General features: G+C 68.3%; 17 protein-coding genes. 13 read left to right on the top strand and 4 right to left on the bottom strand.

Going from position 1 to position 18981, the window contains the following annotated elements; translation table 11 throughout:
• Positions 1 to 71: 71 nt before the first annotated feature.
• The 3 genes from UK23_RS21965 to UK23_RS53870 all read right to left on the bottom strand — a co-directional run bounded on the left by UK23_RS21965 (position 72) and on the right by UK23_RS53870 (position 1002).
• On the bottom strand, positions 72 to 275 hold the full coding sequence (locus UK23_RS21965; RefSeq protein ID WP_045313469.1) for a cold-shock protein: 204 nt from the start codon (positions 273 to 275) through the stop codon (positions 72 to 74).
• 198 nt (positions 276 to 473) lie between these two features.
• A complete protein-coding gene (locus tag UK23_RS53875; RefSeq protein ID WP_231114615.1) occupies positions 474 to 734 on the bottom strand; it encodes a hypothetical protein in 261 nt (86 codons plus the stop codon).
• On the bottom strand, positions 724 to 1002 hold the full coding sequence (locus UK23_RS53870) for a hypothetical protein (RefSeq protein ID WP_231114614.1): 279 nt from the start codon (positions 1000 to 1002) through the stop codon (positions 724 to 726). The genes UK23_RS53875 and UK23_RS53870 overlap by 11 nt, the downstream gene beginning before the upstream one ends.
• Positions 1003 to 1043: 41 nt before the next feature.
• On the opposite strand from UK23_RS53870, the gene UK23_RS21955 reads away from it, so the two are divergent.
• From UK23_RS21955 to chvE, 8 genes are all read left to right on the top strand, one after another.
• Entirely contained in the window at positions 1044 to 1580 is a 537-nt protein-coding gene (locus UK23_RS21955; protein WP_045313467.1) for an O-acetyl-ADP-ribose deacetylase, read from the top strand.
• Positions 1581 to 1630: 50 nt separating this feature from the next.
• Entirely contained in the window at positions 1631 to 2650 is a 1020-nt protein-coding gene (locus UK23_RS21950; RefSeq protein WP_045313466.1) for a LacI family DNA-binding transcriptional regulator, read from the top strand.
• A 102-nt stretch (positions 2651 to 2752) separates the two neighbouring features.
• The gene (locus UK23_RS21945) at positions 2753 to 4894 is read left to right on the top strand and encodes a glycoside hydrolase family 36 protein (RefSeq protein ID WP_196777818.1); all 2142 of its coding nucleotides are present in this window, start codon (positions 2753 to 2755) and stop codon (positions 4892 to 4894) included.
• Positions 4891 to 6189 carry an ABC transporter substrate-binding protein gene (locus tag UK23_RS21940; RefSeq protein ID WP_045313465.1) on the top strand — a complete coding sequence of 433 codons (1299 nt, stop codon included), beginning with the start codon at positions 4891 to 4893 and terminating at the stop codon, positions 6187 to 6189. The genes UK23_RS21945 and UK23_RS21940 overlap by 4 nt, the downstream gene beginning before the upstream one ends.
• Positions 6189 to 7118, top strand: a complete 930-nt coding sequence (locus tag UK23_RS21935) for a carbohydrate ABC transporter permease (RefSeq protein ID WP_082114863.1) — start codon at positions 6189 to 6191, stop codon at positions 7116 to 7118. Before UK23_RS21940 ends, UK23_RS21935 begins: the two co-directional genes overlap by 1 nt.
• Positions 7115 to 7936 (top strand): carbohydrate ABC transporter permease, encoded by an 822-nt coding sequence (locus UK23_RS21930; protein WP_045313464.1) that lies wholly within the window; start codon positions 7115 to 7117, stop codon positions 7934 to 7936. The genes UK23_RS21935 and UK23_RS21930 overlap by 4 nt, the downstream gene beginning before the upstream one ends.
• A 17-nt stretch (positions 7937 to 7953) precedes the next feature.
• Positions 7954 to 10491: a hypothetical protein gene (locus tag UK23_RS21925; protein WP_045313463.1), complete on the top strand. Its 2538-nt coding sequence runs from the start codon at positions 7954 to 7956 to the stop codon at positions 10489 to 10491.
• Between the two features lie 193 nt (positions 10492 to 10684).
• The gene (gene chvE, locus UK23_RS21920; protein ID WP_045313462.1) at positions 10685 to 11779 is read left to right on the top strand and encodes a multiple monosaccharide ABC transporter substrate-binding protein; all 1095 of its coding nucleotides are present in this window, start codon (positions 10685 to 10687) and stop codon (positions 11777 to 11779) included.
• A 12-nt stretch (positions 11780 to 11791) separates the two neighbouring features.
• Here chvE and UK23_RS21915 read toward each other — a convergent pair whose 3' ends face one another.
• The gene (locus tag UK23_RS21915; RefSeq protein WP_045313461.1) at positions 11792 to 12781 is read right to left on the bottom strand and encodes a LacI family DNA-binding transcriptional regulator; all 990 of its coding nucleotides are present in this window, start codon (positions 12779 to 12781) and stop codon (positions 11792 to 11794) included.
• Positions 12782 to 12912: 131 nt separating this feature from the next.
• Between UK23_RS21915 and UK23_RS21910 the strand changes: the two genes are divergently transcribed.
• The 5 genes from UK23_RS21910 to UK23_RS21890 all read left to right on the top strand — a co-directional run.
• Positions 12913 to 13950, top strand: coding sequence for an ABC transporter substrate-binding protein (locus UK23_RS21910; RefSeq protein ID WP_045313460.1), 1038 nt, complete (start codon positions 12913 to 12915; stop codon positions 13948 to 13950).
• Positions 13940 to 15442, top strand: a complete 1503-nt coding sequence (locus UK23_RS21905; RefSeq protein WP_045313459.1) for a sugar ABC transporter ATP-binding protein — start codon at positions 13940 to 13942, stop codon at positions 15440 to 15442. Before UK23_RS21910 ends, UK23_RS21905 begins: the two co-directional genes overlap by 11 nt.
• Positions 15411 to 16355 carry an ABC transporter permease gene (locus UK23_RS21900; protein ID WP_045313458.1) on the top strand — a complete coding sequence of 315 codons (945 nt, stop codon included), beginning with the start codon at positions 15411 to 15413 and terminating at the stop codon, positions 16353 to 16355. The genes UK23_RS21905 and UK23_RS21900 overlap by 32 nt, the downstream gene beginning before the upstream one ends.
• Positions 16352 to 17305 carry an ABC transporter permease gene (locus tag UK23_RS21895; protein ID WP_045313457.1) on the top strand — a complete coding sequence of 318 codons (954 nt, stop codon included), beginning with the start codon at positions 16352 to 16354 and terminating at the stop codon, positions 17303 to 17305. Before UK23_RS21900 ends, UK23_RS21895 begins: the two co-directional genes overlap by 4 nt.
• A gap of 7 nt (positions 17306 to 17312) precedes the next feature.
• A partial coding sequence (locus tag UK23_RS21890) for a glycoside hydrolase family 2 protein (RefSeq protein ID WP_045313456.1) occupies positions 17313 to 18981 on the top strand: 1669 nt, incomplete at its 3' end.

Below are 18981 nucleotides of genomic sequence, written 5' to 3'. Positions count from 1 at the left end.
GGATGGATCATCCGGCCGGGCTCTGGTGTGTCCGCACGTGCCGCTGGCGGTCCAGCGGCCGGCATTGGACCCTAGGCGGGGACGATGTTCTCCGCCTGCGGGCCCTTCTGGCCCTGCGTGATGTCGAAGGAGACCTTCTGGCCTTCCTGGAGCTCGCGGTAGCCCTGGGCGGCGATGTTCGAGTAGTGGGCGAAGACGTCAGCGCCGCCGCCGTCCTGCTCGATAAAGCCGAAGCCCTTTTCCGAGTTGAACCACTTGACGGTTCCGGTGGCCATGGTGCACTCCAAGCATCAACGTGGCACCCGCACTGCGCGGGGGCCGGGTGTCCGCCATGGTCGGAGGTGCCGCACAACAACCGCCCGTGACATGTGATCTTGGGCGAACGAGCACTTCTAAAACCATGACAGATTGCATCACGCTACACCGGCCGGTTTCGCGACCGACACCGTGCCCACCCTAAGTGGAGCGGAACGTCACCACGGTGTCCCGCCAATGCTCGCAGACCCGCTGTCGACGACGATCAGTTTGTCACCCGAGTAGTCGTCCACGTCGGGGCCCAGCCACGACTCACCCGGCCGAGCACGATGGAACCTGAATGTGCCGTTCGTGCTGTTCGCGCTCACAATGCACCGCACCGCGACAGGCTCAGGCAGCGCACGGACGAGCCGCACGACCTCCAGGGCGAGGCCCAGCCCGTGGCGCAGCATCACCACCTGGCCCGCCTCACTGATCACCGGCTCGTCCTCCAGCGATCCGACCTCGACGGGCACCACGTCGCAGGTGGAAGCTGCTCGTGGCGCACTCCCACGCGGTCAGATCCGGTGCGCCCGAGCGGGGCGCCGGGACACGGGCGGCATGCCGGGCGAAGGCCAGCGCCGGGCCGTGCCGGACGATGCCTTCGGCAACCAGCTCACGCAGTTCCGGTGCCAGCTCTGCCGCCGGCACCGCGCGCGCCGGCCCCAGAGCTTCGATCGCCACCTCGTTCATCCGGATGTTGAGCACGGACCAGACCCTGTCAGAACCAGGCCGACGGGCGGGCCCGAATGGCGTGGCCGCCCGTCCTCTGCCGTGTTCCAATCCAGCGCGTGGCCACCATCGAGTACGTCCTGGGCGACATCACCGAGCAGCACGTCGACGTGATCGTCAACGCCGCCAACTCCTCGCTGCTCGGCGGCGGTGGCGTGGACGGCGCGATCCACCGCAAGGGCGGCCCGGAAATCCTCGCCGAGTGCCGCGAACTCCGCGCCGGCCACTACGGCGGCGGTCTCAAAACCGGCCAGGCCGTCGCCACGACCGCGGGCCGCCTGCCCGCGCGGTGGGTCGTGCACACCGTCGGCCCGGTGTGGTCGGCCTCGGAGGACCGCTCGGAACTGCTCGCCGACTGCCACCGCAACTCACTGCGGGTGGCGGCCGAACTGGGGGCCGCGTCGGTGGCGTTTCCGGCGATCTCGACCGGCATCTACCGGTGGCCGGTGGAGTCGGCGGCACAGATCGCACGGGCTGCGGTGGCGGACGCGCCGGTCGAGCTCGTCAGGTTCGTGCTCTTCGACCGAACTGCCTACGAGGCATACGCGCGCTAGCGGCATGGCCCGGTTTTGACGCCACGTCCGGCAGAGATCACGATGTCGGCGTGACACGCCGATCTTCCAGCACACCGAGCATCCGCGACGTCGCGGCGGCCGCGGGCGTCTCGTACCAGACCGTGTCACGCGTGCTGAACGACTCGCCGAGGGTGAACGCCGACACCCGCAGGCATGTGCTCGACGCGATCGGGCGGCTCGGTTATCGGCCCAGCCGGGCGGCTCGCGCGCTCGGTTCCGGGAGGTCGAGCACGGTGACGGTGATCGTCGCCAACACCACGCTGTACGGCTACGCCGCGACGTTGCAGGGCATCGAGGAGGCCGCGCGGTCCGCGGGTTTCGCGGTGGGGGTGCGGGTGGTGGAGTCGGACGGGCCGGTCGACGTCCAGCACGCCGTCGAGCACGTGAGTGATCCCGACGCGGGCGGAGTCGTGGTGATCGCGTACGACACGGCCGGTGCCGAGGTGCTGCGCGCGCTGCCCGCGAAGGTTCCCGCCGTGGCCGCGACGGAAGCCGGTGGGCTCGCCGGTGTCACGCGTTCGATGGTGTTCCTGGACGAGCGTCAGGCGGCTGTCGACGCGACGAGGCACCTTCTCGATCTGGGGCATCGCACGGTGCACCACGTCGCGATCCCGTCGGAGAGCGGCACGAGCGCCCGGCAGTCGGGGTGGCGTGCCGCGCTCGAGGCGGCCGGTGCGGCCGTGCCCGACGTGCTGGCGGCGGGATGGGACGTCCGGTCGGCCTACCAGGCGGGGGCGCGGCTGGCTGCCGACCAGGACGTGACGGCGGTGTTGTGCGGCAACGACGACACGGCGCTGGCAGTGCGTCGCGCGCTCTACGACGCGGGCCGGGACGTGCCGGGAGACGTGAGCATCATCGGCTTCGACGACGTGCCCGGCGCCGCTTACTGGACGCCGGCGCTCACGACCGTGCGGATGGACTTCACCGCGCTGGGGCGAGCGTGCCTGGCCGCGATCGCGGCCGAACTGGCGGGGGAGCCCCGGCAGGTGATCGCGCTCGCGCCGCCGTCGCTCGTGATCCGCGAGTCCACCGGGCGACCCCCGGCGTAACAACTGCGTAACGCAGTCTTTCCCCACAGCTATGTTAGCGCTCACACTGTGCCGACGATGTGACCGGTCACACAGACGCTGACCAGTGGGAATGAGGCGCGCGTGAGCTCGATCGAATCCGCTACCGACGTGGCGTGGGGCCATTCCGCGCTGGAGCTCGTGGTGGACGTGTCGCCGGACGGGCCGGTCGGTATCCGCTCGCTGTCCGCCGTTTCCGGCCACGTCGATCGTCCTCGGGCTGTGCAGCCGTTGGTCGAGGTGCTGGTCGCGGGGGAGGGGCGCGCGAGGGTCTCGCACAGGTTCTCCGAGACCGCTGTCGGCACGCGCATGGTCTTCGCCGGTTCCTCCCGCGGCACCGACGGCAAGTGGAGCGAACTGCACATCGACCTGCGGGACGAGCGCACCGGTCTGATGGCGCGCACGACGTTCCGTTCGGTCGACGGGGTCGCCGCCTGCCAGGTCACCACCACGGTGACCAACCACGGCCAGGAGTCGTTGGTGCTGCAGGGATTGACGTCGTTCGCAGCGGGTTTCACAGCGCAGGTCGAGGACGTCGACGTGCTGCGGGCCGACAGCGAATGGCTCGGTGAGGGCCGGTGGGTCCGGCACCCGCTGCGCGACGCTGCCCTGCCCGATCTCAACCTCGGGCTGCACGGACAGGACGGCCGCGGCCGGGCCGCCGTGGTCAGCACCGGCACGTGGTCGACGGGCACGGTTCTGCCGACCGGTGGTCTCGTGGACCGGCGGACCGGCCAGGCGTGGCTGTGGCAGGTCGAGCACAACGGGGCCTGGCGCTGGGAGGTGGCCGAGCGGTTGGACGGCCCGTACGTCGCGCTGCTCGGGCCGACCGACATCGACCACCAGTGGCAGCACCGCCTGCTGCCCGGCGAGTCGTTCACCTCCGTGCCGGTGTCCGTGGCGGTGTCCGAGTCCGGTGTGGACGGTGCGGTTGCCGCGCTCACCGCGCACCGCCGCGAGATCGTGCGCCCGCACCCCGACCGGGCCGCGCTGCCGGTGGTGTTCAACGACTACATGAACACGTTGATGGGCGATCCCACCACGGAGAAGCTGCTGCCGTTGATCGACGCGGCCGCTGAGGCCGGTGCGGAGGTGTTCTGCATCGACGCGGGGTGGTACGACGACGACTCCGGCTGGTGGGACAGCGTCGGCGAGTGGCAGCCGTCCCGGACGAGGTTCCCCGGCGGGATCGAGAAGGTCATCGCGCACATCCGCGAGCGCGGCATGGTGCCCGGTCTGTGGCTCGAGCCCGAGGTGATCGGGGTGCGCAGCCCGATGGCCGATCAGCTGCCCGCCTCGGCGTTCCTGCAACGCGGCGGGGTACGGCTGGTCGAGCACGGCCGCTACCACCTGGACCTGCGCGATCCGCGGGCCGTCGCGCACCTGGACGCGGTGGTCGACCGGCTGGTCGGCGAACTGGGCGTCGGCTACTTCAAGCTCGACTACAACATCGACGCCGGCGCGGGCACCGACACCGCCGCGGACAGTGCCGGCGCGGGCCTGCTCGCGCACAACCGGGCGCACCTCGCGTGGCTCGACGCCGTCCTGGAACGGCATCCCGACCTGATCCTGGAGAACTGCGCGTCCGGTGCGATGCGCATGGACTACGCGATGTTGGCGCGGATGCAGCTGCAGTCCACCAGCGACCAGCAGGACTTCCTGCGGTACCCGCCGATCGCGGTGTCCGCGCCGATGTCGGTGCTGCCGGAGCAGTCCGCCAGCTGGGCCTACCCGCAGCCGGACATGTCCGACGAGGACATCGCGTTCACCCTCTGCACCGGCATGCTCGGCCGTCTCTACCTGTCCGGCCGGCTCGACCACATGACGGCCGGACAGCTCGCGTCCGTGCGGGCCGCGGTCCGGGTGCAGCACGAGATCCGTGCCGATCTCGCGACCTCGGTTCCGTTGTGGCCACTGGGTTTGCCCGCGTGGAGCGACCGGTGGCTGAGCCTGGCCCTGAAGTCCGGCGAGATCACCTACCTCGCCGGGTGGCAACGCGACAGCGACCAGGACAGCGTGACGTTGCCGCTGCCGCACCTGCGCGGCGCGGAGATCGATCTCGACGTGCTCTACCCACGTGATCTGCCCGAGTGGAAGTCCGTCTGGGATCTCGACGCGGGAGAGCTGACGCTGACGGCGCCGCGTGTCGCGGCCTCGGCGCGGCTGTTCCGGATCACCCCACGCACATCCCCGATTCCCTCTCCCACCGAAGGAACCGCACGATGAAGAAATGGATCAGCGTCGCCGCCGTCCTCTTTGGACTCGCCGCGTGCAGTGACCCCGGCGCGGACACCGGCGCCACCGGTGCGGTCTCCTGGCCCGACCCGACCGCGTCGCTCAGCGGTGTCAAGCTGACGATCTGGGCGGCGCAGAACAGCAACACCGTGCCGGAGCAGGTGGTGGCGGCGTTCGAGAAGGCGACCGGTGCCGACGTCAACGTCGTGACCATCCCGGACCCGTACGAGCAGGGCGTGCAGACCAAGGTCGCCACAGGTGACAAGCCGGATCTCGCGTTCTGGCAGCCCACCGCGTCGATGCTCACGGCGATCAACGCCAAGTCGAACCTCCAGCCCCTCACGGACGCGCCCTGGCTGTCGAAGCTCGCGCCGGAGCTGAAGGACATCACCGGCATCCTCGACGGCACCCGGTACGCGGCGCTGGTCACCAGCCCGGCCGTCGAGGGCGTCTACTACAACAAGGAAGTGTTCGCGGCCAACGGGATCACCGAGCTGCCGAAGAACTTCGACGACATGGTCACCGCGGCGAGGTCGCTCAAGGCCAAGGGCGTCACGCCGTTCTTCGAGATGGCCGGTGACCGCTGGGCAACCCAGTGGTGGGTGCAGGTCCAGCTCGCCGACGCCGCCAAGAACGGCCTCTGGGAGCAGATCAACACCAAGAAGGAGACCTTCGGCAGCCCGGTCGTGCTCGACGCGATCAAGAAGTACAAGTCCCTGGTCGACGAGGGACTGTTCAACTCCGACATCAAGACCGCGAAGTTCGAGGACCAGGGCGCCGCGCTGCTCGACGGCAAGGCCGCGATGGCCGTGCAGGTGAACTCGTTCTTCGGACAGCTGCAGGCGAAGTCGGACACCGCGACGCTGGACCAGAAGATCGGGTTCTTCCCGATCTCGCCGTCCGGTCACGTCGGCACGTTCATCCCGGACCAGTCCAACGCACTCGTCGCGTTCCGCACCGGTGACGCCAAGCGGGAGGCCGCGGCCAGGCAGCTGCTGGCGTACTGGACGGGGCCCGGCTACCAGGAGTTCGTCAACGCCCGCAAGACGGTCTCGTTGCAGCCCGCGGTCGCCAACCCGGCCGGCGTGCCCAAGGCCCTGCTCGACGTGCACGCGTCGCTCGGCACCGCGGTCGGCTCCATGCAGGCGCTGGCGGTCGCGAACCCCGACCTGTACATCAACCTGGCGGACATGATCGTCGGGACGATGACGCCGGAGCAGGTCGCGAAGGCGACCCAGGACCAGTTCGCCCAGCTGGCCAAGGCGGCCGGGGCACCGGGGTTCTGATGCCGGTCACCTCCGCAGCTGTGCGGGAGCGGTCGCCGGTGCGGCCGCTCCCCGTGCCGGACCCGCCGCGCCGCGGTGCCGTCCGGCGGCAGACGCACCCGATGTGGTTCCTGGCACCGGCTTTCGCGATCCTGCTCGTGTTCTTCTTCCTGCCGACGGTGTTCAACTTCGTCTACGCGTTCACCGACTGGTCCGGCTTCAAGAGCACGATCAACCCGGTCGGCTTCGACAACTTCGCCCAGCTGGCAGCGGACGGCACGCTGCTGCGGGCGGTGCGGATCACGCTCGTCTACGCGGTGCTGGTCGCGGTGTTCCAGAACCTCCTCGGCTTCGGCCTGGCGGTGCTGCTGGAACGCGACACCGCGCTGAACCGGGTGGCGCGGATCTTCTTCCTGGTGCCGGTGCTGATGTCCGCGCTCGCCGTCGGCTACATCTTCCAGGCACTGCTGAAGCCGCAGGGCAGCCTCAACCAGCTCCTGGGCATCGACTACGCGTGGCTCGGCGACACCACCTGGACGATCGTCGTGGTGGCGGTGATCCACGCGTGGAAGTGGATGGGGCTCTCGATGCTCATCTACCTGGCGGGCCTGAAGACGATTCCCGAGGACCTGCTGGAGGCGGCGCGCATCGACGGTGCCTCCCGGTTCAAGGCGTTCTGGTCGATCAGGTTCCCGCTGCTGGCGCCCGCGGTCACGTTCAACGTGGCTACCGCGCTGCTGGGCTCGATGAACGGGTTCGACATCGTGCAGGCCACCACGGGTGGCGGTCCCGCGCGGACCACCGAGATCCTCAACATCTTCATCTACCGCACGTTCGGGCAGGGCCTGTTCGCCCAGGCCACCGCGATGAGCCTGGTGCTGTTCCTGCTCGTCGCGCTGCTGGCGTTCCCGGTGATCCGGACGCTGCGCCGGCGGGAGGCGGTCCTGTGACCAAGTTCTGGACCAGGGTGCAGCCCGTCGCGGCGATCGCGCTCGTGCTCGGTGTCATCGGGATCCCGCTGTGGCTCGTGGTGGTCACGGCGGCGAAGTCGCAGGGCGAGGCGCTCAACCCGGACCTGTCGTTGCCACAACACTGGCAGCTGCTGGAGAACCTGCGCCAGGTGTGGACCGAAGGCGAGGTGCCCACGGCGTTCTTCGGCAGCCTGCTGATCGTCGTGCCGACGGTCGCGTTGCTGCTGACGTTCGGCTCGATGGCGGCATGGGTCCTGGCCCGCCGTGCGACCCGGCTGAACGCGGTGCTGTACGCGTTGGGCATCAGCGGCATCGTGCTGCCACCAGCGGTCGTCACGGTGGTGTTGCTGCTGCGTCAGCTCGGGCTCGCGGGCAGTGCGATCGGCATGATCGGTGTCTACACGGGGATCTACCTGTCCACGGTGATCTTCTTCGTCACCGGGTTCGTCCGGACCATCCCGCCGGCGCTGGAGGAGGCCGCGCAGATCGACGGCGCCGGCCCGTTCATGGTGTTCTGGCGGATCGTGCTGCCGCTGCTGCGGCCGGTGCTCGCCACCGCCACGATCCTGATCTGCCTGTACGTGTGGAACGACGTGTTCTACGCGTTCTTCGTCGTCGGTGGCCGGCTCGACACCTTGCCGCTGAACCTGTTCCGCGTGGCGAGTGCCGGTCTGTACCTGAACAACTGGCACCTGATCTTCGCCTACGTCGTGCTGATGAGCCTGCCGCTCGTCGTCGTGCTCGCCGTCGCCCAGCGAAAGATCATCTCAGGCATCACCGGCGGTGCCGTCAAGTGATCCGAAATGGAGCTCCGATGCGTATCCCTGCCTGCGCGGTCGTTGCCGCGTTAGCGTTCACAACCCTGTCCCCGGCGGCCGCCGTCGCCGCGACCGAGACCCTGCGCGTGGACCTGGCCTCGTCCACGGGCCAGTTCCGCGGCGGCGCCACCGGCATGCTCTACGGCCTGGGCGACGCCGGTGTCCCGTCCAAGGACCTGATCGCGGGCATGCGGCTGCGCAGCATCTCGCAGAAGGCGCCGGACGGGGACCAGCACCCGAACGGCGACGCCCTGAAGCTCGCGGACGAGTTCTTCGCCACGGGTGGCAGCGAGATGCACATCTACGCGCAGGACGCGTACAGCAAGTGGCCGTACGAGGAGCTGGGCATCGACGACTACGCCGCCAGGTTGCGGCCACAGCTGGAGAAGGTCGCCCAGCGTCCCGACCGCGACAAGTTCGTGTGGACGATCTTCAACGAGCCGGACGGCATCTGGTACTCGGACTGGGCGAACAAGAAGCAGAAGTTCTTCGCCGACTGGACGAGGATCTACCGCCTGGTGAAGTCCGTGCTGCCGAACGCCCGCATCGCCGGTATCGGTGAGACCCGGTACCGCGCGGACCACCTGCGCGAGTTCCTGACGTACGCCAAGGCCAACAACGTGCTGCCGGAGCTGACCAGCTGGCACGAGCTGGGCCCGGACTCGCTGGCGAACTACCGCAGGAACTACGCGGAGTACCGCGAGATGGAGAAGCAGCTCGGCGTCTCGCCGCGAGAGATCGTCATCAACGAGTACACCAACAGGCGCGACACCTCGGTGCCCGGCCAGATGGTCCAGTGGATCACCATGCTGGAAGACACCAAAGTGGACGGTCACATGGCGTTCTGGTCCATGGCCGGCAACCTCAGCGACCACGCCGTGCGCTCGGACCGCGCCAACGGCGGCTGGTGGCTCACCAAGTGGTACGGCGACCTTGCCGGAAGCTCGGCCAACGAGGTCAACACCGTCAAGGTGACGCCGCCGCAGCCGAACGTCAGGGACACCCTGCAGGGCCTGGCAACGCTGAACCGCGGTGCCGCCAAGGCGACTGTTCTGCTCGGCGGCACGGCGAACGACGTGAACGTCGCTCTCACCGGCATCGACCGCAAGGTGTTCGGCGACCAGGTCGACGTGCGAATCTCGAAGGCCGGCTGGAGCGGCTACGAAGGAGACGCTGGACAGCCGCCGGTGGTGGCGGCGTCGCGGATCCGGGTGGCGAACGGCAGTGCGACGGTCAAGGTGCCGGGTGGCGACCAGCTCGCCGCGTACCAGGTGATCGTCACGCCAGCGGCGGGTGCGGCGCCGGTCGCGAACGCGCCGTGGCAGGCGAGCTACGAGGCCGAGAACGGCACGGTGGAGAACGCCCAGGTGTACGTCCAGGACGACGGATCGGGCTCCTGGGACATGGCCATGCGCTACACCACGTCCGGGCGCAAGGACGTCGGCTCCATGAACCGGCCGGACTCGCGAGTGACCGTCAACGTCACCGTTCCGCGCACCGGCACGTACAAACTCGGTGTCTTGTACGGCACCAACGCGTTCGTCGGTCAGAGCGCTCTCTACGTGGACGACGCCCACGTGCGGAACCTGACCCTGCCCGCGACGCTGAGCTGGACCTACCGCGGCCGATACGACACGCCTGTCCAGCTCGCCGCGGGCACGCACCGGATCTCGTTGCGCACCAGCGGTCCCGGCGGCTACCTCGGTGGCTCGGCGGACATCACGCTCGACCGCGTCGACCTGACCGAGGTCACCGGTCCGGAAAGGACGGTCTACCCGCTCTCGGACGCGCGCGGCTCCGGCCGTGGCGCGATGCTGCGCGCCGGCGAGTCCGTCACCACCTACGTCTCCGCGGCCGAGGACGGCTACTACCGGCTCGACACCGCCTTCACCGCGACCGGCAGGAGCACGCTCGGACTCACGCTCTCCGGCCGCCGCGTCACCGGCGCGGACCAGACCGCCACCTGCGCCGGTGCGTGGAACGGCAGCACCACCGTGCACCTCAAGGCAGGCATCACCGAGGTCGAGCTGTCCAACGAGGGCCGCACCCCGCTCGCCGCTGGCACCCTCACGCTGACCCGCGACGCCTCGGCCGACCGGAACGCGGTGCGCGTCGAAGCCGAGGCCGGCCGGCTCGCGGGCGGCGCGGCGATCGCGTCGAGCACCTGGGCGTCCGGCGGTTCCTACGTCGGCTACGTCGGCAACAACGGCACGCTGACGATTCCCCGTTCGGGAGCACCCGGCCAGTACAACCTGACCGTCGCCTACGCCCAAGCGGACAAGAACACCGGCCACCCGTACAACACCGACATCATCAACCGGACGCTCGTCGCCACCGAGACGGGCGGCAAGTCCACCGCCACGCCGTACCGCCACAACTACACCTGGGACGGCTTCTGGCTAGAGACGTCGCCGATCGACCTGGTCACGCGCGACGGTTCGGTCACCTTCGGCAACCCCGCGGCCTGGGGACCGAACGTCGACTGGGTCCAGTTCGCCCCGCTGGTCGTGGCGAACAGGGTGACGCGGCGGTGACGAACGCGGTCTGACATCCCTCGTCACCGGCGGGCCTTCGCCGGTGACGAGGTCGTCGCTTGATCAGGGCGACTTCACTTGTTAGCGTTCACACCCGCTCGTGGCCCGGATCACACGAAAGCCGTGCCCTCAGCTCGCCGCGAGAACCGTGGCGACCCGTCAACAACGATGTTGATCCGCGCGAGGAGCCGGAATGAGAGTGTCGAGGTTCGTGCTGCCGGTGGTAGCGCTGCTGGCCGCAGCGTGCGGCGCTTCCGCGTCCGACCAGCAGCTCAAACCCGCCGAGAGCGCTCTCGTGGGCGTCACCATGCCGACGACCTCGTCGGAGCGCTGGATTCACGACGGCGAGAACATCAAGCGCGATCTGGAAGCGCACGGGCACCGGGTCGACCTGCAGTACGCCGAGAACGACGTCCCCACCCAGGTGAAGCAGATCGAGGGCCAGATCGCCAAGGGCGCGAAACTCCTGATCATCGCCTCGGTGGACGGCTCCGCGCTGACCAAGCCGCTCCAGCGGGCCGCCGACGCCAGGATCCCGGTGATCGCCTACGACCGGCTCCTGCGCGGCAGCCCGAACGTCGACTACTACGCGACGTTCGAGAACTTCCGGGTCGGCGTGTACCAGGCCGAGTCGTTGCTGACCGGCCTGCACCTGCGCACCGCCGACGGCCGCCCCGGCCCCGCGACGGGCCCGTTCAACATCGAGCTGTTCGCCGGCTCGCCGGACGACAACAACGCGACATTCTTCTTCAACGGCGCCATGTCCGTGCTCAAGCCGTACCTCGACGACGGTTCGGTGGTGGTGCGCAGCGGCCAGACGGACTTCCAGTCCGTGACGACCCTGCGCTGGGACGGCGAGACCGCTCGCAAGCGCATGGAGGACGTCCTCGCCACGACCTACCGCCGCACAAAGGTGAACGGTGTGCTCTCGCCCTACGACGGCATTTCCCTCGGCATCCTCACCGCGCTCAAGAACAACGGCTACGGCCCGGTGTTCCCGATCGTGACCGGCCAGGACGCCGAGCTGGGCTCCGTGAAGTCCATCATCGCCGACCAGCAGTACTCGACGATCTACAAGGACACCCGCGAACTGGCGACCGTCACGGCGCTGATGGCCGACGCCGTGCTGAAGGACCGAACGCCGCCGCAGCTCAACAACCTCAACGACTACCACAACGGCGTGAAGGTCGTCCCGGCCTTCCTGCTGAACCCGGTGAGCGTCAACAAGGCCAACTACCACAAGGTTCTCGTGGAGTCCGGCTACTACACCGACGCCCAGCTCCGCTAGCCGCGCCGGACTTCACCGTGCCACCGTGCTTTCCCTGACCTGCAACGAGAACGGCGTCTGCACGTCGTCCAGCTCGAGGTCGGGCGAGCCGGCGCGTTCGCGAAGAAGGTTGACGGCGGCACGGGCGATGGCGGCCTTGTCCGGGGCGATGGAGGTCAGGGATGGCGAGCTGTAGGCGCTCTCGTCGTTGTTGTCGAAGCCGACGATGGCCAGGTCCTGGGGGACGCGCACGAAACGCTCGGCGGCCGTTCGCATCGCGCCGACGGCCAGCAGGTCGTTGAAGCAGAACACCGCGTCGGGCGGGTTTCGCATGTCCAGCAAGGCCTTCATCGCGGCGGCCCCGTCCGCGCGGTGGTAGTTCAGCGCGGGCACGACCAGTGAGGAGTCGAAGGGCAGGCCTGCCTCGGCCAGCGCAGCCCGGTAGCCCTCCAGGCGCAGCGCCGCGGTGCCGCGTTGGGGGTGGGCGCCGATCGCGGCGATTCGCCGGCGGCCCAACGAGATCAGGTGGCGGACGGCGAACGTCGCGGCGGCCACGTTGTCGATGCCGACGCGCGACAAGGGGACGTCGACGGCGTGCTCGCCCAGCATCACGGCGGGTACGGAGAGCTGGAAGTCCTCCACCTGCAGCGCTTCCGGGCTCAGGATGGCGGCGTCCACCAGGTGCGGGCCCAAGGACGCGAGAGCCAGGCGTTCGCCGGACAGGGTGCCGAAGGTCTGCTCGATGAGCACGTTCCACTCGTGTTCCTGGGCCGCGGCGATGACCAGGCCGGCCAGTTCGGCGAAGTACGGGATGGAGAGCTCGGGCAGGACCAGGGCGATGAAGCCCGTGCGGCCGCGGCGCAGGTTGCGGGCGCCCAGGTTGGGGCGGTAGCCGGTGGCCTCCAGGGCGGCTTCCACGCGGGCGCGGTTGTCCGGTTTGACGAACGAGTAGCCGTTGACCACGTTCGACACGGTCTTCACCGAGACGCCCGCCAGCCGGGCGACGTCCTTGAGCGTGGCCACGCAGCCTCCTAGCCGAAAGGACCGGTACCTGTACCGGGAAAAGTACCGGGAAGTCGCGGTCTTTACATCGTTGGAACAACGATGCAAATCTAGCGGTGAGAGCGCGACCACGCACAGTCCGGGAGCCAACGATGTCTCGCATCCTGCTCATCGCCGTTGCCGCCCTGCTCGTCACCGGCTGCACCAGCAGAGAGAGCCAACAGACCACGACCAGCGGCGGGCCCGCTGCGAGTGCCGCGCAGCAACAGAGCGCAGGTCCCGGCTGCCCGCGGAGCAGGACCGGATACCCGCAGGTCGACGTCAAGGGTGCGACGGTCGGGTTCAGCCAGTCGGAGAAGGAAGCCAACCCGTTCCGCACCGCCGAGACGCAGTCGATCAAGGACGAGGCGGCCAAGAAGGGCGTCGACCTGCTCTACACGAACGCGCAGAGCGACCTCAACAAGCAGATCAGCGACATCAAGTCGTTGCTGGACCGCGGCGCGAAGCTGCTGATCGTGGCGCCGCTGAACTCCGACGGGCTGCAGCCCGCGTTCGACGCGGCCAAGGCCAAGCAGGTCCCGGTGGTCACCATCGACCGCAAGGTGACGTCACAGCCCTGCACGGACTACCTGACGTTCATCGGCAGCGACTTCGTCGAGCAGGGCAAACGCGCGGCGCAGCAGATGATCAAGGCGACCGGCGGCAGTGGCAAGGTCGCGATCCTGCTGGGTGCGTCGGGCAACAACGTCACGGTCGACCGCACCAAGGGTTTCAAGGACGGCATCGCCAACAGCGGTCTCCAGGTGGTCGCCGAGCAGACCGGCGAGTTCGACAGGTCCAAGGGCCAGGCCGTGATGGAGCAGCTCATCCAGAGCAACCCCGACATCACCGCCGTCTACGCCGAGAACGACGAGATGGGCGTCGGAGCTGTCACCGCTCTCAAGGCCGCGGGGAAGACACCCGGCAAGGACGTCAAGGTCGTGTCCATCGACGGCACGCGCAACGCCGTGCAGCTCATCGCGGACGGCAGCTACACCGCGGTGGTCGAGTCCAACCCGCGGTTCGGGCCGCTCGCGTTCGAGACGCTGGAGAAGTTCGCCAAGGGTGACGAGATCCCGCAGAACATCGTGATCTCCGACGACGAGTACGACAGCAGCAACGCCCAGCAGAAGCTCGGCAATGCCTACTGAACCGGTGATCGAGGTCGCCGGCGTCACCAAGACGTTCGCCGGGGTCAAAGCACTCGACGACGTGGACTTCACGCTCAACAGAGGCGAGATCCACGCGCTGGTCGGCGAGAACGGCGCCGGCAAGTCGACGCTGATCAAGGTGCTGACCGGCATCCACAGCCCGGACGGCGGCCGGATCGCCAGGAACGGCCGGATCTCCACGATCTACCAGGAAGTCAACCTCGTCCCGCTGATGAGCGTGGCCGCCAACCTGTTCCTGGGCAGGGAACCGCGCAACCGGCTCGGCCTGATCGACCGCACGAGACGTGACGCCGAAGCGAAGGAACTCCTGCAGGGCTACGGAATCACAGCGGATGTGAGCAGTCCACTCGGGACACTCGCGGTCGGCGAGCAGCAGATGGTCGCGCTCGCCAGGGCGGTCGAGGCGGACGCGGACGTCGTGATCATGGACGAGCCGACGTCCTCGCTCGAGCCGCGCGAGGTCGAGACGCTGCTCGACGTGGTCCGCAAGCTGCACGAACAAGGGATCGCGATCATCTACGTCAGCCACCGCATGGACGAGCTGTACCGGATCTGCGACACCGTCACGGTGTTGAGAGACGGCGTTAGCGTTCACAGTGGTCCCCTCAAAGAACTTCCGCGCATCGAACTCGTCTCGCTGATGCTCGGCAGGTCGGTCAACGAGATCCAGAAGCACGGCACCACGGCGTTCGGCGAAGATCACCACGCCGACACCCTGCCGGTGCTCGAAGCGCTCGACCTGACCAGCAAGCCGCGCATCAACAACATCGACGTCTCGATCCGGCCGGGCGAGGTCGTCGGTCTGGCCGGACTGCTCGGCTCAGGACGCACCGAGACCGCGAAGGCGATCATCGGCGCACTCCCGCTCGACCACGGCACGGTGCTCGTCGCGGGCAAACCCGTGCCGCACAACGTGAAGGCGGCCACCAGGGCGGGCATCAGCATGCTCGCGGAGGACCGCAAGACCGAGGGGATCATCCCGAACCTCTCGGTGCGCGAGAACATCGTGCTGGCCGCGTTGCCGAAGCTCAGCCGGTTCGGCATCACCAGCAGGTCCAAGCAGGACCGGATCGTCGACGCGTTCATCAAACGCCTGCGCATCAAGGTGTCCAGCCCAGAGCAGAAGGTCGCGGAACTGTCCGGCGGCAACCAGCAGAAGGTCCTGCTGGCCCGCTGGCTGTGCACCGAGCCCAAGATCCTGCTGCTCGACGAACCCACCCGCGGCATCGACGTCGGCGCCAAGGCGGAGGTGCAGGCGCTGATCGACGAGCTCGCGAAGGAAGGCCTGGCGGTGCTGCTGATCAGCTCCGAGCTGGACGAGCTGCTCGACGGTGCGGACCGGCTCATCGTGCTGCGGGACGGGGAAGTCGCGGGTGAGCTGGAGGGAGCCCAGCTCACCCGTGAGCACGTGCTCAACGCGATCGCGGCGGAGGTGATGGATGACGCTGACGGCAACCAGAACAGCCACTAGAACGCGCTGGCTCCAGGACAACGGTGTCTATGTCGCCGTAGTCGCGCTGGTGCTGTTCAACGTGGCGTTCACGGCCAACTTCCTGACAGTCGGCAACTTCCGCACCCAGCTCGTCCAGGCCGCACCGGTGCTGATCGTGGCTCTGGGCATGGCCCTGGTGATCGGCACCGAAGGCGTCGACCTCTCGGTCGGCGCGGTCATGGCGCTCGCCGCCGCGATCATCCCGCTCTACCTCGGCGCCGGACCGCTCGTGGCCATCATGATGGCGCTGACAGTCGGCCTCGCTGCAGGAGCCTTCAACGGCTTCCTCGTCGCGAAGGTGGGCATCCAACCGATCGTCGCCACGCTCGCCCTGCTGGTGGGCGGAAGAGGCCTCGCGCTGGTCATCGCGGACGGCCGGCTGGTCCAGCTGCACGACCCGGCGTTCCTCGCGCTCGGTACCGACGACGTGCTCGGAATCCCGATCAGCGTGGTCATCGCAGGATTGTTGGCGCTCACGGTCGCCGCACTCACCAACCGGACCACGTTCGGACGGCAGCTCGTCGCGGTCGGCGGCAACCGCAAGGCGGCCACGCTGGCCGGTCTGCCGGTCAACCGCGTGCTGATCGGCGTCTACACCATCTGCGGCGTGCTCGCGGCGATCTCGGGCGTGCTGGCCACGTCCAGGCTCGCCGCCAGCGACCCCGCCGACATGGGTCTGCTGATGGAGCTGTCCGCGATCACCGCCGTGGTCGTCGGCGGGACTCCGCTCACCGGCGGCAAGGTGCGCGTGCTCGGCACGGTCATGGGAGTCGTCCTGATGCAGCTCGTCCGGGCCACGCTGATCAAGCACAACCTGCCGGACTCCATCGCGCAGATGATCCAGGCCGCGATCATCGTCGCCGCCGTGTACGTGGCACGGGAGCGCCGATGAGCACCGTGCAGGCAACAGCGACCAGAACCAAGGTCCTGCAACGGCAGGGCGCCGCCGTCGCGCTGATCCTGATGGTCGCGGTGTCGTGGCTGGTCTTCCCACGCTTCGGCAGCCTCGACAACCTTCGCGACCTCGCCCTGCAGGGCTCGTTCCTCGCGGTGATCGCGCTCGGCATGACGTTCGTGATCATCACCGGCGGCATCGACCTGTCCGTCGGCTCGCTCTACGCCCTCGGCGGCGTGCTGGCGGCCTGGGGCTCGCAGTACGGGTTCCTGGTAGCGCTAACACTGCCGTTGCTCGTCTGTGGCGCGATCGGGTTCGTCAACGGCCTGCTGATCGCCCGCACGAACATGGCGCCGTTCATCGTCACGCTGGCATCCCTGCTGTTCGCCCGCGGACTCCTGCTCGCCATCACCGACGAGGGCGCCAACACCTACCAGATCGCACCAGACAGTGCGTTCGTCGAGCTCGGCCGCGGCACGGTGTTCGGCTTCGGCTATCCGATCTTCATCGCGGCCGCACTGGCAGTCCTGGGCGGGCTGATCCTGAACCGGACCACGTTCGGCCAGAACGTGTTCGCCACCGGGGGCGCCGAGCAGTCCGCCGTCCTGCTCGGCGTCCCCGTCGCCAAGACCAAGATCGGTGTCTACACGATGAGCGGCACGCTGGCAGGTCTGGCGGGAGCGCTGACAGCGGCTTATCTGCAGTCGGGGGTCACGGTCATAGGTGTCGGCACTGAGCTGGACGCCATCGCGGTGGTGGTGATCGGTGGCACTCTGTTGTCAGGGGGCATGGGGACGGTCCTCGGCACCGTGATCGGTGTCGGCCTGATCAAGGTGATCCAGAACGTGATCAACCAGATCGGCACGCTCGACAGCAACTACCAGTCAGTGGTGAGCGGCGTCTTCCTGCTCATCGTCGTTGTTCTGCAACGAATACTGCGCAGATAGGAGCATCATGGCCAGACGCGTCCTGGGCGTGTTGGTCGGCATCCTGATCACCGCCACCACAGTCGTACCGGCAGCTCACGCGGCGGAGTGGGTCCCGAAAGCCCCTCCGCTCACGACACCCTGGACCGACCAGGTGTCGCCGGCGAACGCGCTGCCCGAGTACCCGCGGCCGCAGCTCGTCCGCACCGAGTGGCAGAACCTGAACGGCGTCTGGGAGTTCGCAGGAGCACCGAACCTGAACACCCCGCCGATCGGCAGGCCGCTGGCCGAAGGCGTCCTCGTGCCGTACCCGATCGAATCCGCGCTGTCGGGCATCAAACGGCACGAGGACAACATGTTCTACCGCCGCACCTTCACCGTTCCGCCCACCTGGAACGGCCGGAACATCAAGCTCAACTTCGGCGCCGTCACCTGGGAGACGCGGGTCTGGGTCAACGGCCGGCAGGTCGGCACCCACACCGGCGGCTACGACGCGTTCTCGTTCGACATCACGTCGGCGCTGACCACGGGCGCGAACGAGATCATTGTGGGCGTTAACAGCCCGGTCGACGGCAGCCGCTATCCGATCGGCAAGCAGCGGCGGAACCCGGACGGGATCTTCTACACGGCGGCGTCCGGCATCTGGCAGACGGTCTGGCTGGAACCGGTGCGCAGCGCGAACATCACGCGCCTCGACACCACCCCGAACGTACCGGCGGGCGCGCTGGACCTGGTCGTGCAGGGCACCGCGGGACAGTCGGTCACGGCCGAGGTGCTCAGCGGCGGGCAGGTGGTCGGCAGGCAGACCGGCACGACCGGAAGTTCGCTGCGCATCCCGGTGCCGAACGCCAGGCTGTGGTCGCCCGACGACCCGTTCCTCTACGACCTCAAGGTGACGCTGGCCGACGGCGACTCCGTGACCGGCTACTTCGGCATGCGCTCGCTCGGCAAGGCGATGGTCGGCGGCGTCATGCGGCCGTTGCTGAACGGGAAGTTCGTCTTCCAGCAGGGCACCCTCGACCAGGGCTACTGGCCGGACGGCATCTACACCGCACCGACCGACGAAGCATTGCGCTGGGACCTCGAACGCCAGAAAGCCCTGGGGTTCAACATGGTCCGCAAGCACATCAAGGTCGAACCCGCGCGCTGGTTCTACCACGCGGACAAGCTCGGTCTGCTGGTCTGGCAGGACATGCCGTCGGTCGACGCGGTCAACGAGGCGCCGAACTCGCACGCCAACTACGAGTCCGAGCTGCGCAGGATCATCGACCAGCTCAAGGGCATCACGTCGATCGTGCAGTGGGTGCCGTTCAACGAGGGCTGGGGCGAGTACGAGGCCGGCCGGATCGTGAACCTGGTGCGCGGCATCGACAACACTCGGCTGATCAACCACAACTCCGGCTCCAACTGCTGTCTGAGCGATCCCGATCCGGGCAACGGCGACGTGATCGACGACCACTCCTACCAGATCACGACGGCCAACCGCCTGCCAGACAACAACAGGGTCGCGATGCTCGGCGAGTTCGGTGGGCTGGGACGGCGAGTCGTCGGCCACGAGTACGAACCGGGCAGGGGATTCGCTTACGGCGCCCTGTATCCGGACGAGCAGTCGCTCACCAAGCGGTACGAGGAGATCGTCAAGCAGGTCGCGCGGCTGATCCACACGCGCGGGCTGTCCGCGTCCCTCTACACCGAAC

This window comes from Lentzea aerocolonigenes (assembly GCF_000955955.1).
GTDB lineage: Bacteria > Actinomycetota > Actinomycetes > Mycobacteriales > Pseudonocardiaceae > Lentzea > Lentzea aerocolonigenes_A.
The sequence above is the reverse complement of the archived record's forward strand: the minus strand, read 5'-3'. Positions and strand labels throughout refer to the sequence as shown.

What these genes read in the sequence shown, in the direction of transcription:
- UK23_RS21900 (WP_045313458.1), top strand. Translation starts at nt 15,411, where the DNA reads ATGACGCTGACGGCAACCAGAACAGCCACTAGAACGCGCTGGCTCCAG.
- UK23_RS21935 (WP_082114863.1), top strand. Translation starts at nt 6,189, where the DNA reads ATGCCGGTCACCTCCGCAGCTGTGCGGGAGCGGTCGCCGGTGCGGCCG.
- chvE (WP_045313462.1), top strand. Translation starts at nt 10,685, where the DNA reads ATGAGAGTGTCGAGGTTCGTGCTGCCGGTGGTAGCGCTGCTGGCCGCA.
- UK23_RS21955 (WP_045313467.1), top strand. Translation starts at nt 1,044, where the DNA reads ATGGCGTGGCCGCCCGTCCTCTGCCGTGTTCCAATCCAGCGCGTGGCC.
- UK23_RS21940 (WP_045313465.1), top strand. Translation starts at nt 4,891, where the DNA reads ATGAAGAAATGGATCAGCGTCGCCGCCGTCCTCTTTGGACTCGCCGCG.
- UK23_RS21910 (WP_045313460.1), top strand. Translation starts at nt 12,913, where the DNA reads ATGTCTCGCATCCTGCTCATCGCCGTTGCCGCCCTGCTCGTCACCGGC.
- UK23_RS21905 (WP_045313459.1), top strand. Translation starts at nt 13,940, where the DNA reads ATGCCTACTGAACCGGTGATCGAGGTCGCCGGCGTCACCAAGACGTTC.
- UK23_RS21965 (WP_045313469.1), bottom strand. Translation starts at nt 275, where the DNA reads ATGGCCACCGGAACCGTCAAGTGGTTCAACTCGGAAAAGGGCTTCGGC.
- UK23_RS21895 (WP_045313457.1), top strand. Translation starts at nt 16,352, where the DNA reads ATGAGCACCGTGCAGGCAACAGCGACCAGAACCAAGGTCCTGCAACGG.
- UK23_RS21925 (WP_045313463.1), top strand. Translation starts at nt 7,954, where the DNA reads ATGCGTATCCCTGCCTGCGCGGTCGTTGCCGCGTTAGCGTTCACAACC.